Below are 15,372 nucleotides of genomic sequence, written 5' to 3' on the forward strand. Positions count from 1 at the left end.
GTTTAGATAATATCTCCCCTTTCGACCGTAGATATCCACTTAGTGATGGCAGCCGTATTGAGCAGGCTGATGGTACAGCTTGGATGGGGTTGCTTACGMTTTATATGTTGAAGATAGTAGTTGCYTTRAAACAACGGGCTATAAATGTGCAACATAACAGTAGTGTTGATTATAGTGGTGAATTGGTTCRGCGGTTTGTTATTAGCTTTATGCATTCTGTATCCTCSCTYAATAGTAAGGAGGAGCGTGGCTATTTGAACTGGGATTGCCAAGATGGTTTTTACTATGATCTTTTAAGAAGGCCTGATGGAACGGCTGAATATATAAGAGTTAGGTCACTAACTGGAATTATTCCCCTACTAGCTGTGCAATCTTTTAGCAGTAGTGATCTGGATGTTGATAAGAATTTAAATATGGATAATGCAATCTTGTCCTATGTGCAAGTTCATGGTATTGATGATTACAGCCTATCTATTGCCCATCTTGGTTGCTACTCAACTGGTAGATACCTTTTTGCGATGGTTTCCCCCTATCGGCTGAGAAGAGTGTGCAGATGGTTGTTTGATGAATCTGAATTTCTATCTGATTATGGCATACGTAGCCTTTCTAAGTTTCATGAATCAAATCCTTTCTCAATGAMTGTTTCGGGGATTACYGCATCACTTAAGTATTCACCTGCTGATAGCCCTGTTGCYATGTTTGGAGGCAATTCAAATTGGCGYGGCCCTGTTTGGATGCCCATCAACTACTTATTAATTGAAGCACTAAGGGAATATCATCGAGTTTTAGGTGACGACTTTCTTATTGAATACCCCACTTTTTCTGGCTGTAATCTACATCTTGGCCATATWGCGAATGATTTGGAGGCTAGATTGATCTCGYTRTTTCAATCTAATGAAGATAAAAAAGCTCCTTTCATTAAGCCAAATTCATACCTAGATATTTTAACYAATGCCGAGAATTTATACAACTTCCATGAATATTTYAAYGGTGATGATGGYACCGGTGTTGGTGCTAGCCATCAAACCGGATGGACRGCTATGGTAAGGAGAATGCTATTRCATCGCTGGGGATTTAGTGGTGATTAACTRTCTATTATTTATKYCCATTCACTTYATTCTAGTGTTTCTAYCATGAACATCTCATCCGTTTCTGTTYCTGCTGTTGATGGTTCATTGCTTCCAATGAGCAGTTTTTTGGGCTCACCTCTTCTYATAATTAATGTTGCAAGTGAGTGTCGTTACACTGKTCAGTATGAATCATTGCGTTTACTTGATATGCTCTATGGRCCYAGGGGGYTAAARATTCTTGCATTTCCTTGTAATGATTTTGGTGCTCAGGAGCCCAAGAGTGTTGATGAAGTTATGCTATTTCTTGCTTCTACATTTAGATTGAATATTCCGCTCTTTTCAAAGATTAGTTGTGTTGCACCTAATATTCATCCCCTTTTCAAGGTGCTCACCRATGATTCCRCACCAGTGACTTGGAATTTCGAGAAGTTTTTAATTGATMGGCAGGGCTCTTTAGTAAAGCGGTTTCCATCTGATGTATGTTTGTCTTCTATTGAAATTCAGCAACTCATAGAGAAATTGGTTGACCCAATTGCTTARGCTGTGTGTAAATTTTTTTAGTAATTTAGTTGAATYACTCGTGATGTACTATTTTTGTTYTTCTTCGCGTAAAGCATAGATAKCCGCCAACAAAACTAAATACAGTTAAAGTRTTGAAGAGCAATGATTGAGCRTTTAAATAAGCGATTGATGCTGTACCAACCTTCAGAACCTCACGGAGCATTGATGCTGCATATGCAGTACCAAAAGCTGAGCCTATGAAGCTCACAGCCCATATCACYCCAGAGGCTGAGCCAGTACTTTTTAAAGGAACTGAATCCAGTGCTGAACTATTGTTGGGAGATACAAACAAYCCTGCTGCGCTTCCAACCAAGAACATAGCAATACTTAGCTTAACAACTATTTCTTCTATTCCTGTAGCATTACTAGGAGCTTCACTAATGCTCTCAAGTCCTATTAACGCAATACCACCGCATACAAAACCTGATGTTGTTAGCCATCTGGCTCCGTACTTATCACTTAATTTTCCTGCAATTGGGCCAACGATTGCCAAGCCAAAAGCATAAGGCATCATAACAAGGCCRCTCTGCAAAGGGCTAAATTTTAAAACTTGTTGCGTGAAAAAAGGTATGGCAAATGTGCATGCAGCTACTATTGAGTTATTTAATAGACGGGTGAATGTTCCTCTGGCAAATTCTCCGATCGAAAATAAATGTATGTCMAGAAGTGGTTTTTTCATGCGTAGTTCAGTTTTAACAAACATAACAATTGATATTATTCCAAGAATAAACAATATTATACTTTGCTGTGTAATCGTTTTCCCRGATGATATTTTTACAACTGATAGCATTGTAGCCCCTATCCCAAATGCAGATAGSGCAAAACCAGCAAAATCAAAGCTCTTGTCTGATTTGTCTGCAATAACATTTTGAAGATATTGATCCTTAAGTATAAATAGTCCTATTAGGATTGCTATTATACCAATAGGCACGTTTACATAATAAATAGATCTCCATCCAAAACTACCGATTAATTGACCACCTAATGTGAAACCAAGGGCATAGCCAATAGAAAATACCGTTCCATTTATTCCCAGTGCAAGCCCATGTTGTTTTAGTGGAAATACYGTTAATGATATTACATTACTGTTCGCCAATAGTGCAGCCCCMCCCATTCCTTGAAAAATGCGCATTAGTATCAAAATTTCTATTGATGGCGCCAGGCCGCAGAATGCAGTGGCTAAGGTGTAGATAAAGAATCCTGTTATAAATATAGTTCTCATTCCATATAAATCTGAGAGTCGTCCTGCAGCTGGTAAGGAAACWGCTACAGATATGAAGAATGCAGATATTACCCATGCCGATGTGCTTGCAGTTGTAATTAAATCCTTAGTTATATTTGGGAGAGCTAGGTTTGATATTGTTGAATCAACCCCAACTAGCAGGATACTCATCTGAACAACTAGCAGCGCATACCATTTGTATTTATCYTTGTCTATGAGGTCAGCCAGAAATTTGGTTCTAAATTGAGTTGGTGCCATAAAAKTTTTTTCTTACTCTATCAGAGGCAGCACAAAWGCCAACCCYTAGGCAAGGCCATCWCSAGTTATGGCCTATTTTTTGAGAACTGCTAAAATAAAATGCTTTTAACTWTTTCCATGTCTGAAGCCTTAAGAATGCACAGGCGTATAAMCCGCCTYAACCACATCGCTTTGATGGCTAAGCCTGGTGGTCACGATCTAGCTAGGGCRTTTTATGTTGATATCCTTGAGATGCAAGAGGTTGTTCTTCCACCCGAGCTTCTCAAGGATTTCGATTTGATGTGGTTCAGATTYTTAGATATGATGATACATTTGAGTTTTACYAATGATTTTGTTGCTTCGCCTGTTGGTAGGCATATTTGTTTAGAGGTTGAAGATGTTCTTGCTTTGAGGAGTAAGTTGGAAACCAGTGGTCATATTGTTGAAGATCAGGTTTTATTGCCAGACCGTAATCGTTTCTTCATTCCMGATCCRTTTGGTAATTATTTTGAGCTCATGGAGTTTAARAACWATTAATCTCCCTTRATTTTAATYTGCWTGTTAATTAAAATTCTTTTAYATTTATGAATAATCACTKTTTMCTACTTACCYTTTTYCTCTCATTACCYCTATCCGCTTTCTTTTCGCYTGGAGCATTAGCTCAACCTCAGCATGACTCCAAACAAGATGTTGTAGAAATCTCCTCGCTTGTTATTCCTAATGATACTTTTAAATTCCTTTTGGCGCCTTTACAGTCTTCCAATCGGATCGAATATAATCATTATCTTCCTTTGTTRATTAATACAAATTCTCAARTATTTATTGACAATACAAYTTAYGTTAAGCAGCGCCCAATCGAAACTGACAATATCAATAGTTCATATATTGATTCTATCGGTGATAGCGTGCGAATAGGCTATCGGAAGCTATTAACTGGAGCTGATAGTTTTTGGGGAGTCAATTTTGGTTATGATAATGCTCTGCAGGCTGGGCTTTAYTACCAACAACTTGGTGTTGGATTCGAGGTTACGTCACCTAATTTCCAATTAGTTAGTACTTTTGCGGCCCCAATTGGCAATCGAGCTTACCCTTCCCCTGGAAAATCTATTCTATCACCTTTTAACATWCAAGTTTCAGTGCCTACGGGTATCAATKCCTTGGTTTTTTTGCCTAGGTTTTATTATATATMTGATTACGATGGTGCTTCTGCCCCCGGCGGTCAATTGCAACTAAATTATCACTTTAATCCTCGTTTAAAACTTTCGTTATCTACGAGTTATGATAATTTATCAGGCTCAGGAGGTGCATTAGAGTTATTTTGGCGKCCTAATGTACCTGTAGCGCCTAGTTTRGGATCTCCCATAAATCCTCAAATACTTGGTTCCTATGCTGGACCTGTTGGCAATAATGGAACACGTATYATTCGTTTAACTGGTTCWGATCCGGCATACGGAGATTGAAGGTTTTCTTTATTCTTCAATTAGTATCAATGCATGTCCGTCTGGATCTCTTAGTCTGCAAGCTTTTCTTGCTCCCCAARTACTAKCAGGTATTGATAYTATAGAGCCAAATGATTGTGGCAAATTGCTTGTTGCTATTTTCCCATATAGTTCGCTTAGGTTATTTACTGATAATATTATCCTCCACTCATTTAAATCAGTTGGTTTCGGGTTAWTTCTGGGTCTTCGTTCTTGGTTTGGTAATTGATAGTCAAGYAGTTCAATCCCSATCCCATGAGGGTTTGGCCTAAGAGTACTTATTAAAACCTTTGTATTCTTTAAGCCATCCATTTCATCCTGTTCTGTTCCATAGTTAGTGCCTTGCCCAAGAATATCAAGTCCAAGGATTCCGTTGTAAAATTGCAAACTTCTCTTTGTATCTGATACGCCAATGGCGGTGTGGTCTATACCCAAATATAAATCACCGTTATYATTATGCCATCTATCATCTCCTTTGTCTTTTGGGAAATTCAGAAGTTCCAACGGATGTCCATGAATACCTTTAAATTTTACGGCTTTAATATTTGCCGCACCAGTATTCCATTCTGGTAGTGTTTGTGGTCTGCTTGAAATTTGGACTGCTTTATTTGCTCCTTTGGTAAATGCTTCTTCAATATCACTTACAACTATGCAAATGTGTTGAAACCAGAGATCATTACTCTTTGAGTCTGCTGGTATCATTTCACCTTGATAATTATTTTGTTTTAAACTCTCTATATTTTGGAATTCCCAAAGTTCAAGTTCTTCCTCCCCAAGGTGCAATTTGGCTTTATCAACAACTGCGTTCTGCATACCCAAAAGTTCGTCAAACCAATTGCCTTYYAGTATTTCTCGTTTGCCAGCCTKAAAACCAAGATTTTCGCAGTACCATTTAACTTGGTCATCTARGTTTTTTGTTGTTTGCGCGATGCTTRCTATCTTGTTTGGCATGCKGTGTCATCAGAAAAAATTTCTATWTAYAATACCCTGATTGCTGCATTTCTTGGTTTTTCTTGTGATGTATGCYCATTTGCTGACAGACAAATTTTTTTAAATTATTCTTGRCTAGTTGTGCTARTATTAWATAGTAAATTYTGCAATTAGYRTGTTTACCCCATGKCTGAACAATTTTTGAAGGGMAAAGTTGCAATTRTTACYGGTGCTAACAGTGGTATTGGTAAATCGGTTGCAATMGAACTTGCTGCTCGTGGGGCTAGTGTWGTTATTAATTATAGATCTCACCCTGAACTTACTGAAGTCATTYTGTCTGAGATTKCTGCCTCAGGTGGAATTGCTATYGGCGCTCAGGCTGATGTTACTMAYCTAGATTCGCTTCAGGGAGTTGTGGATCTCGCTGTTGCAACYTACGGCCGCCTTGATGTTATGGTTAATAATGCAGGTCTTGAAACGCGCACCTCTATTCTAGATACTACCCCTGAAGACTACGACAAGGTTTTAGATGTTAAYTTGAAAAGCGCCTTCTTTGGTACACAATTTGCTGCCAAGCAGATGATTKCCCAGGGAGGTGGTGGCAGGGTGATAAATATTTCTTCTGTTCATGAAGATTGGCCCATGCCAAATAACACAGCCTATTGTTTGGCTAAGGGTGGTGTTCGGATGCTCGCCCGCACCGCAGGTGTTGAGCTAGCGCCCCATGGCGTTACGGTTGTTAATGTGGGCCCTGGCGCCGTTAATACACCTATCAATGCTCCAACAATTAATAATCCCGAGCTTTTAGCTAAATTAAATTCTGCCATACCTATGGGTCGGATGGCTGAGCCCAGTGAAATCGCTGCAGTTGTTGCTTTCTTGGCCAGTGATGCCGCAAGCTACATAACTGCCACATCTATTTTTGCTGACGGTGGAATTATGCAATCAAGTCCCGGTCTCTAAGTTGTTATTTAGTTGTTTTTARCTTTTATTCTCTCACTTAGTTCTTCTACCAYTATTYTYGATTCTAATATCCTTCGTAATGTGTTGTAGTTCTCTTTGTGCTTCTCCCCATTAAGTATTAGTGTTGCCACTTTTATATTTCTATTTTCGAGCGCCTCTATTGATAATAGTGTGTGGTTTAAGGTGCCAAGCCCAGATCGCGCAACAAGCACTACTGGTAAATTCCACATTTTAACTTGATCAATTTGAAGCCAGTCATCTCTTAGCGGTACCATTAAACCTCCCGCYAGTTCAACCACTAAGGCACCTTCATGGTTAGGTAGCTTTAAATTTTCTTTATCTATTGTTATTCCTTCCGCAGCTGCCGCTTGGTTTGGCGATGCTGGCATTTTTAATCTATAGGCTTCTGGGATAATCMGGTTTGCTTTTATACCGCTTAGTTTTTTTACAGTTGCGCTATCGCCACCTGTATCTAGATCGCCGCATTGCACCGGTTTCCAGTAGTGGGCATTTAATTTATTTACAAGCAAGCTGCTTACTATTGTTTTACCTACATTTGTGTCTGTTCCTGCAACAATTATGCGGCTATGTGTGTCCATTTGCTTAATTCTTTGCCATTGGCTTTTGTGCTATTACTAGCATAATATTCCAGTTTATYGTTATCTTGTCTTCCCCACGGCTCTGCCTTTTTTGTTGCATTTCTTTGTTTATTTCTTGTGGCCAGCAATTGTTTAGTTTTTTYAATTCTTTCTGATTTAGTGTGTGAATAGCACCTCCATTYGCTCCCATTGATTTMATTTCTTTTAGGAATTCYATGCCTGAACTATATTGTTTGCTATATCTAATTATTTTGTGCTTCTTTATTTCTGCTACTTCGCTGAGGCTTTTTGTTAATTCATGCCAATTTGGTAGCTTGATAGCTGTGCATTTCACTCCAGCTTTTTCGGCTGCGATCTGCCAACTTGTAAAACTTCCCTCTACGGGCACTGTTATTGCTAGCCAGCCTCCTGGGGCTATTGCATCTCCCCATTCTTTTATTTTTTCTACTGGATTATCTAACCAATGCAATGCAAAACTGCTTGCTATTAATGCAGCACCCTTTGCCAYAGCTGGCACTCCTTGATTTAAATCCCATTCCATTTTCCTCATGYTTGTGAATTTTGATTCTGCTAGTAGTTCTTTGCATTCATCTACTAATAGKGCGCAAAAYTTCTTTTTTTGATTTTCCAAAGCYCTRGCTAGATGTCCACTTCCTGCGCCAAAATCCCAGATTGTTCCATCGGGCACCTCTAGGTTTTGGCAATGTTTTGCTAATCTCCAAGCCACCGCTTGTTGCAGTTTGGCTTTTTTTGCATAATTTTTTGCTGCTTTTTTAAAAGCTTGGCAAGGTTTTATTTCCATGGCTTATTGTTTCGCCAGCCAGGTGAGCATTGTTTCAGCCAATGTTGGCAGCAATAATCCATGGCCTATCCCATCAAGTTTGATGGTTTCTGCATTTTTTAGCTCTAAACGCAGTTTTGTTTTGCTGGCCTCGCTCACAATTTGATCATCGCCAGCTTCCACTATCAAAACTGCTGCTTTCTGTGGGAAGGCTTCTGGTATCCCCTTGCAGCTAGAAAGTAAAACTAAATCATCTASTAATTTTTTTTTACCTTTTTCTGATATCTCCTGATCTTCCACYCCTGCAGGTAGATAMTCCACCGGCTGCGGTGCCGCTACTTTTTCCCTGAACTCTTCAAATAATTCCCTTATTTTGCCTATTTCTATTTTTTGCGCCATTGCTTTGAGGGCAATTTGCATGTTCCTGCCATCRCTTCCTTCTGGCACAAATTTGCCAAAACTAGCTAACAGAATCACSGCATCTGAATTTKCTAGAATTTTGCTTGGTGTGAGATGTAGCCCYAAGGAGTTAACAATTAATGCATGCTTGTAGCTGTKTTGCCATTCRGGTGAGTTTTCTTTGAATTCGCCATAACCTCTCTCAAAGCACTCAAGAWGCCAGCCTCTTTTCTTGCATGGTTCGCGCCATGATTGCCAGCAGCGTTGATCACTRCCCCAGCCATGAACGGCTATTAATTGCCATGTCCTTTTCATTCTTTGCTGCCTCCTTTTCCAAGGATGGCCATGAATTTTTTAAGGCWTTCTTTTGGCAGGTTTGGCCGCAAGCTCACCCTTAGTTGCGCCTGGCCCTCTGGCACCGTTGGCGGCCTGATTGCTATCACCAGCAGCCCCGCCTGTTCAAGTTGTTTCTGCATTTCAAGCGCCTYTTTATCACCCCCCAGCTTTATGGCAAGGATCGGACCATTGCCKGGGGGGCGAGGCCAGCCATGTTGCTCGAGCGTGTTGCGCCATTCATTTGCGYTTGCACTTAACTGTTGCCTCATTTSCTCCGCATCCGCTGAACCTATMAATTCCAGGGCCTCYAGCGCCGCTGCTGCCAATGGTGGTGCTAAGGCGGTGCTGTAGCGAAAGGCGCCACTGGTTTGAAGCAATTTCTCTGCTACTYCCCCATYCGCTGCCAAGAAGGCGCCACCGCTGGCAAAGGCCTTGCCAAAGGTGCCACTGATCAAAGTTATTCCATCAATGCCATGRCCTAGCCCTTTGCCYCCCATGCCCATGATTCCAAGGGCATGGGCTTCATCAAGTAATAGGYTTGCATTGTATTTTGTACATAGCATTGCTAGCGCTTTTACATCTGGGCTAGAGCCTTCCATACTGAATAGGCTTTCACTAATTACCAGCAATTCTCTTTCAACATCATCAGCTCGGATCTSCTCTAATTTTTGCTGTAGATCTTCAAGGTTGTTGTGTTTAAACCTTTKCAGTTTTGCTCCYGTTGCTTTGATGCCCACCAGTAATGARTGGTGGATTAGTTGATCGGCTAGCACCAGGCTATGCCTACCAGCAAGGGCTGCAACAGCTGCAATATTTGCCTGAAAGCCACTGGGGAAAAGCAATACCCGTCCCCGCTTTAACCATTTGGCTAATGCTATTTCCAGCTGTTCATGTTCAGGGCGGCTGCCGCTCACCARCCTTGAAGCACCAGCTCCAACACCTCCCTTTTCAATGCTTGCAATGGCAGCTCTGCTGATTTTGGGATTTCTACCCAAGCCAAGGGTGTCATTACTGGCGAGGTCTAGCAGACTGTTACCACTAGGGGTTTCTAGGTGTCCAGCAGCTTTACTAATGAAAGTGCGCAGCTGCCGGCGCCTTTCTGGTTTCAATTCAGCCATAAGATTCAACGATGAATGCCACCGCTAGCTCCCCTGCCAACGGTGYTGCCCCCCTGGATCCAGGGCAACTTTTCCCGTTCCCCCTGGATGAATTCCAGTTGGAAGCCATCGGCGCTTTGAACCAGGGCCATTCGGTGGTGGTGAGTGCCCCCACAGGTTCCGGTAAAACGTTGATTGGTGAATACGCCATCCATCGCGCTTTGGCCCATGGCCAGAGAGTGTTCTACACCACCCCGCTCAAGGCTCTCTCCAATCAGAAATTGCGTGATTTTAGGGAGCAGTTTGGCGCCAACAATGTTGGCTTGATGACCGGTGACCTCACCGCAAACAGGGAGGCCCCAATTGTGGTGATGACCACTGAGATTTTTCGCAACATGCTCTATGCGGAGATCGATAACAGCGAAGACCCCCTAGATGGCGTTGAGGCGGTGGTGCTCGATGAATGCCACTACATGAATGATTCCCAGCGGGGCACCGTTTGGGAAGAATCAATCATCCACTGCCCTTCTGCAATTCAGTTGGTTGCTTTATCTGCAACGGTTGCCAATGCAGGTCAATTAACGGATTGGATTGAGCAGGTGCACGGCCCCACCGATTTAATCCTTAGCGATTTCAGGCCAGTGCCACTGCAATTCAATTTTTGTAGTGCAAAAGGTTTGCATCCATTGCTAAACGAGGCCGGCACCGGCCTTCATCCCAACTGCAAGGTTTGGCGCGCTCCTAAGGGCCATCAACGCAAGGGGAAATCGGCTAAGCCACCCCAACCGGAGGCGCCCAGCATGGGTTTTGTGGTTGCACAATTGGCAGAACGGGAAATGTTGCCCGCAATTATTTTTGTGTTTAGCCGTAGGGGTTGTGATAAAGCAGTGCGCGATCTTGTTAAGGCATCTTTGCTAAATAAAGAAGAGGCTGYTTCCATACAACGGCAATTAGAAGCCTTTGCTTTGAAGTGTCCTGAGGCTGTGCGCGATGGTTATCACGCAGAGGCCCTWCTTCGTGGTGTGGCATCTCACCATGCTGGTGTTTTACCGGCCTGGAAGGAATTGATAGAAGAATTATTCCAGCAGGGTTTGGTGAAAGTGGTTTTTGCCACAGAAACCTTAGCTGCTGGTATCAATATGCCTGCCCGCACCACTGTTATTTCATCCCTTTCAAAGCGCACTGAAAATGGCCACAGGCCTTTAATGGCCAGTGAATTTCTACAGATGTCTGGTAGGGCTGGCCGYCGCGGCCTGGATGTGCAGGGATATGTGGTGGCAATGCAAAGTAGGTTTGAAGGTGTTAAGGAAGCTGGCCAACTTGCCACAAGCCCAGCTGATCCATTGGTGAGTCAATTCACCCCTAGCTAYGGCATGGTGCTCAACCTATTGCAGCGTTATGCATTACCAAAAGCTAAGGAATTGGTGGAACGCAGTTTTGGTCGCTACTTGGCTACTTTGGATTTAGCTGATGATCAAGCGCGYATAACTTCCCTGCGGCAGCAGTTGGAACAACTWGGAGAAACCTCCACCGATGTGCCATGGGAAGATTTCGAAGACTACGAAAAGCAACGTAGTCGCTTGAGGGARGAAAGAAGATTGCTGCGCATTCTTCAGCAGCAGGCAGAGGAAACATTAGCCCACGAACTAACCCTTGCTTTGCAATTTGCAAGCCCCGGCACATTGGTGAGTATTAAGGCACCTCAATTGCGTGGTGGTGTGTCGCCAGCAGTTATTGTGGAGAAATTACAAGGGGCCGCTCAATTTCCCCTGTTGCTTTGCCTTACGGATGAAAACATTTGGATTGTGGTGCCATGCCATGCCGTGGTTTGTATCCATGCTGAATTGAGTTGTTTACAGGTGCAAAATATTCCCGTACCGGAATTAGATCGGGTTGGGGAATTGCGCCATGGCGATCAGCACAGTGGTGGTTTAGCYCTTGCTGTGGTTGCTATGGCCCGCCGCCACGACATGCACACCCCCCARTACGACCTGGCTGGTGAGGTGCGCGATCAAGCGGAATTAGTAAATAATTTAGAACACGATTTGGAATTACACCCAGCCCACCGTTGGGGTGATCGCAAGCAATTAAAGAAGCAGCGGCGGCGCATGGAGGAATTAGAAGAAGAGATTGCTGAACGTCAGCGTTTATTGCATCACCGCGCTAATCGCCATTGGGAAACATTTCTTGATTTAATTGAAATACTCCAACACTTTGGCTGCCTTGATGAACTTGAACCCACGGAAGTTGGTTTAACAGTGGCGGCCCTTAGGGGTGATAACGAGCTCTGGCTTGGTTTATCTTTAATGAGTGGTCATTTTGATGAATTACCACCAGCTGATYTAGCTGCTGCCCTTGAGGCAATATCTACGGAGGTGAGCCGTCCCGATCTTTGGTGCGCTTACCCACCTCCCCCMAAAGCAGAGGAGGCACTCCACGACCTGCGCGGCCTGCGGCGGGAATTGGCGCGMCTGCAGGAACGCCATGGGGTGTTGTTCCCGCTCTGGTGGGAACCGGATCTGATGGGTTTGGTGAAGGCCTGGGCCGAGGGCGAAAGCTGGAGTGATCTGATTGCCAACACCTCCTTGGATGAAGGCGATGTGGTGCGCCTGATGCGCCGCACGGTGGATCTCCTCGCCCAATTGCCCTATTGCCCGGCCGTAAGTGAAGAGCTGCGCCGCAATGGCCGCCGCGCCCTGCAGATGATCAACCGTTTCCCGGTTAAAGAAGAGCTGCCTGGGGTTATCGACGATTCCCTTAATCCAGCCACACTTAGGGCATCACTTCTGGATGCGTAACGCCTAGATATCGAGTCTTTTATAAATYGTATCCAGCTGGGCCTGGTGCAATTCAGTGCTGAAACATTCAGCCAGMTGGGCGGCATTTAGGTGGCTGGTGATGGCCGGATCGGCCTCGAGCTTGGCGCGGAAATCGCCCCCTTCCACGTTCCAAGCGCTGTGGGCATGGCCCTGCACCAGCCGGTAGGCCTCCTCGCGAGCTAGGCCGCTATCAACCAGGGCCAGCAGCACCCGTTGGCTAAAAACTACGCCGCCATAGATGTTGAGGTTGCGGCCCATGTTGGCTGGATAAACCTGCAGGCCAGCAATAACTTTGGTCATCTCCCGCAGGATGAAATGGAGCGTAACGCTCACATCCGGCAGCATCATTCGYTCCACGGAACTATGGCTGATGTCGCGCTCATGCCAAAGGGCCACATTTTCAAGGGCCGCCACCGTGTAGCTGCGCAGCACCCGGGCTAGGCCGCTGATCCGTTCACTGCGGATTGGATTGCGCTTATGGGGCATGGCGGAACTGCCCTTTTGACCCTTGGCAAATTCCTCCTCCACCTCCAGCACATCACTGCGCTGCAGGTTGCGGATTTCCGTGGAGAACCGTTCCAGGGAGGTGCCCACCAGGGCCAGGGTTTGCACGTATTCGGCGTGGCGGTCGCGGCCGATCACCTGGGTGCTGGCGATGTCTGGGGTGAGGCCTAAATGGGCGCAGGCAATTGCCTCCACCTCAGGATTGGTGTTGGCGTAGGTGCCCATGGCGCCACTGATCTGGCCTACGGCCACCACCTGCTCAAGCCTTTCGAGCCGCTCCTGGTTGCGTTCGGTTTCCGCCAGCCAGCCGGCCAATTTGAAACCAAAGGTGATCGGCTCMCCATGGATGGCATGGGAGCGGCCAATCATCACCGTGTGCTTGTGGGCCCTRGCCTGCTGGCGGATTGCTGCRGCAAGATTATTTAGTTCCTGGCGCAGCAGTGCCACCGAGGCCTTGAGCTGCAGGGCTAGGCCGGTGTCGAGCACATCGGAGCTGGTCATCCCCACATGGATATAACGGCCAGCATCCCCCACSTGTTCATTAACGTTGGTGAGGAAGGCGATTACGTCGTGGCGCACCTCAGCTTCTATTTCAAGGATGCGCTCGGGGCTAAAGCTGGCTTTGCTTTTGATCTCCGCTAGCGCCTCAGCAGGCACCTTGCCTAACTGGGCCTGRGCYTCGCAGGCGGCAATTTCCACWTCCAGCCAGCTTTGGAACTTGGCCTGTTCTGTCCAGATCCCGCCCATYTCGGGCARGGTATAACGCTCGATCAAGGCGATTATTCAGTCAACTATCAATCTAACTAGCGTCGGCTGTGATACTTAGCCGCGACACTTCCCAAAAAACGGCAGACCCCCAAGCCTGTTGCCTCACCCAACAGCGGCGGCCATTGCAATGGATYAGCTCAAAGGCAGGTAGGTCGTGGGGATGGTGGAGCAATTTCACAAAACTGCCAGGTTGCAAGCGTTGTGGAAACATCAACACTTTTGCCYTAGGGCTCTCGCAGGGCCTGAGCTCAGGTTGGCTGATGGCCTGAGCCATTTTCCTCCAAAAAACTTTTATTGATTCTCAGGCAGGTTTTTGCTTAAACGCGAGCTGCGTTCGGATTTCCTCGGAWTTGGGATGCTTTTCTGTTACGTAGTTCAATACAGCAATTGCCAGCGCCATGGCCAATCGCCAACGCCTAGACCTGCGCTTGCTGGAACTTGGCTTAGTGGCAAGCCGGCAACAGGCCCAACAATTGATTCGAGCCGGGCGGGTGCGTTTAGGTGCGGAAATTCTCGATAAACCAGGCCGTGAGATCGATCTTGATGCCTTACCTCAAGTGGAGCTGCCACCTCGATTTGTTTCTAGGGGCGGTGAAAAGTTAGAGGCAGCCCTAAGCCAGTTACCAATTCAAGTGGATGGCCGCTGTTGCCTTGATGCCGGAATTTCAACAGGTGGTTTTAGCGATTGTTTGCTTCAACACGGTGCGGCGCGAATTTATGGCATCGAYGTTGGCTACGGACAAATTGCCTGGAGCCTGCGCACCAACCCCCGAATTGTGCTCAAGGAACGCACCAATGTGAGGCATCTAAAAGCCGAAGATCTCTACAAACCCGATGATCCATTGCCCACCCTTGCGGTGGCGGATCTTTCCTTTATTTCCCTTGGCTTGGTGCTGCCAGCTTTGCAGGGATTGCTGGCGGGCGCTGCTGCTGCAGAAGCGATTTTGCTGGTGAAACCCCAATTTGAAGTGGGGCGCCAGAGGGTGGGAAAAGGCGGGGTGGTGCGGGATCTCAAGGCGCAAGGGGATGCYGTGTTGGCWGTGGCCGTGGCGGCARCTGSCCTGGGCTGGGTGCCCCAGGGATTGGTTGCATCCCCCATCACCGGCCCCGCKGGCAACCATGAATATCTGCTTTGGTTGGGGCCAAAGCCCCACTTTGAGCCAGATAAATGGGCGGATTTAGTGGCCCAGGTGGTGGATAGGGCCAATGGGCCTTGAGCTAGATGGCGCTGGTGTCGCGGTCGCCAGTGCGGATGCGAATTACCGATTCCACTGGCGTTACAAAAATCTTGCCATCACCGATCTCACCTGTGCGGGCTGCTTCCTGCACAGCGCTCACAACCGTATCCACCTGGCCGTCGTCTACAACGATTTCCAGTTTTAGTTTCTGCAGAAATTCAACGGTGAATTCTGAGCCGCGGTAGCGCTCCACCTGGCCTTTCTGGCGGCCAAAACCACGCACTTCCGTAACGGTCATGCCAACGATGCCGGCATTCACTAGGGCCATCTTCACGTCGTCGAGCTTGAAGGGGCGGATCACTGCTTCTATTTTTTTCATTGTTTTGGTGGCTATGCCATGGGGAGTGCTTTGCCAGAATTATGGCTGCAG

General features: G+C 45.9%; 14 protein-coding genes. 5 read left to right on the plus strand and 9 right to left on the minus strand.

The window, feature by feature from the left end:
* Window positions 1-1,088: MGH1-like glycoside hydrolase domain-containing protein (locus C7K08_RS16130; RefSeq protein ID WP_423218679.1), on the plus strand; the 1,088-nt coding region annotated here is incomplete at its 5' end.
* A 45-nt stretch (window positions 1,089-1,133) separates the two neighbouring features.
* Window positions 1,134-1,610, plus strand: a complete 477-nt coding sequence (locus C7K08_RS16790; protein ID WP_106499288.1) for a glutathione peroxidase — start codon at window positions 1,134-1,136, stop codon at window positions 1,608-1,610.
* Window positions 1,611-1,644: 34 nt separating this feature from the next.
* Here the strand turns inward: C7K08_RS16790 and C7K08_RS16795 are convergent, their stop codons facing one another.
* Both C7K08_RS16795 and C7K08_RS03625 read right to left on the minus strand, forming a co-directional pair.
* Window positions 1,645-3,111, minus strand: coding sequence for an MFS transporter (locus C7K08_RS16795; RefSeq protein ID WP_106499289.1), 1,467 nt, complete (start codon window positions 3,109-3,111; stop codon window positions 1,645-1,647).
* 1,448 nt (window positions 3,112-4,559) lie between these two features.
* Window positions 4,560-5,519: a VOC family protein gene (locus C7K08_RS03625; protein WP_106499292.1), complete on the minus strand. Its 960-nt coding sequence runs from the start codon at window positions 5,517-5,519 to the stop codon at window positions 4,560-4,562.
* A 165-nt stretch (window positions 5,520-5,684) separates the two neighbouring features.
* On the opposite strand from C7K08_RS03625, the gene C7K08_RS03630 reads away from it, so the two are divergent.
* Entirely contained in the window at window positions 5,685-6,461 is a 777-nt protein-coding gene (locus C7K08_RS03630) for a glucose 1-dehydrogenase (protein WP_106499293.1), read from the plus strand.
* Window positions 6,462-6,469: 8 nt separating this feature from the next.
* Here the strand turns inward: C7K08_RS03630 and bioD are convergent, their stop codons facing one another.
* From bioD to C7K08_RS03650, 4 genes are all read right to left on the minus strand, one after another.
* Window positions 6,470-7,060: a dethiobiotin synthase gene (gene bioD / locus C7K08_RS03635; RefSeq protein WP_106499294.1), complete on the minus strand. Its 591-nt coding sequence runs from the start codon at window positions 7,058-7,060 to the stop codon at window positions 6,470-6,472.
* A gap of 4 nt (window positions 7,061-7,064) precedes the next feature.
* Window positions 7,065-7,862: a methyltransferase domain-containing protein gene (locus tag C7K08_RS03640; RefSeq protein WP_106499295.1), complete on the minus strand. Its 798-nt coding sequence runs from the start codon at window positions 7,860-7,862 to the stop codon at window positions 7,065-7,067.
* A gap of 3 nt (window positions 7,863-7,865) precedes the next feature.
* Window positions 7,866-8,261, minus strand: coding sequence for a hypothetical protein (locus tag C7K08_RS15165; protein ID WP_161955809.1), 396 nt, complete (start codon window positions 8,259-8,261; stop codon window positions 7,866-7,868).
* Window positions 8,262-8,551: 290 nt separating this feature from the next.
* Entirely contained in the window at window positions 8,552-9,694 is a 1,143-nt protein-coding gene (locus C7K08_RS03650; protein WP_106499297.1) for an aminotransferase class I/II-fold pyridoxal phosphate-dependent enzyme, read from the minus strand.
* A gap of 11 nt (window positions 9,695-9,705) precedes the next feature.
* On the opposite strand from C7K08_RS03650, the gene C7K08_RS03655 reads away from it, so the two are divergent.
* A complete protein-coding gene (locus C7K08_RS03655; protein WP_106499298.1) occupies window positions 9,706-12,471 on the plus strand; it encodes a DEAD/DEAH box helicase in 2,766 nt (921 codons plus the stop codon).
* A 3-nt stretch (window positions 12,472-12,474) separates the two neighbouring features.
* On the opposite strand, the gene purB is transcribed toward C7K08_RS03655, so the two are convergent.
* Entirely contained in the window at window positions 12,475-13,770 is a 1,296-nt protein-coding gene (gene purB, locus C7K08_RS03660; RefSeq protein ID WP_106499299.1) for an adenylosuccinate lyase, read from the minus strand.
* A gap of 25 nt (window positions 13,771-13,795) precedes the next feature.
* Complete coding sequence (locus C7K08_RS03665) at window positions 13,796-14,038, minus strand: hypothetical protein (protein ID WP_341272130.1); 243 nt, start codon at window positions 14,036-14,038, stop codon at window positions 13,796-13,798.
* A 124-nt stretch (window positions 14,039-14,162) separates the two neighbouring features.
* On the opposite strand from C7K08_RS03665, the gene C7K08_RS03670 reads away from it, so the two are divergent.
* Complete coding sequence (locus tag C7K08_RS03670) at window positions 14,163-14,981, plus strand: TlyA family RNA methyltransferase (RefSeq protein WP_106499300.1); 819 nt, start codon at window positions 14,163-14,165, stop codon at window positions 14,979-14,981.
* Between the two features lies 1 nt (window position 14,982).
* On the opposite strand, the gene C7K08_RS03675 is transcribed toward C7K08_RS03670, so the two are convergent.
* A complete protein-coding gene (locus C7K08_RS03675) occupies window positions 14,983-15,321 on the minus strand; it encodes a P-II family nitrogen regulator (RefSeq protein WP_106499301.1) in 339 nt (112 codons plus the stop codon).
* Between the last annotated feature and the right edge of the window lie 51 nt (window positions 15,322-15,372).

The sequence above is a fragment of the Synechococcus lacustris str. Tous genome, from assembly GCF_003011125.1.
GTDB classification, from domain to species: Bacteria; Cyanobacteriota; Cyanobacteriia; order PCC-6307; family Cyanobiaceae; genus Synechococcus_D; species Synechococcus_D lacustris.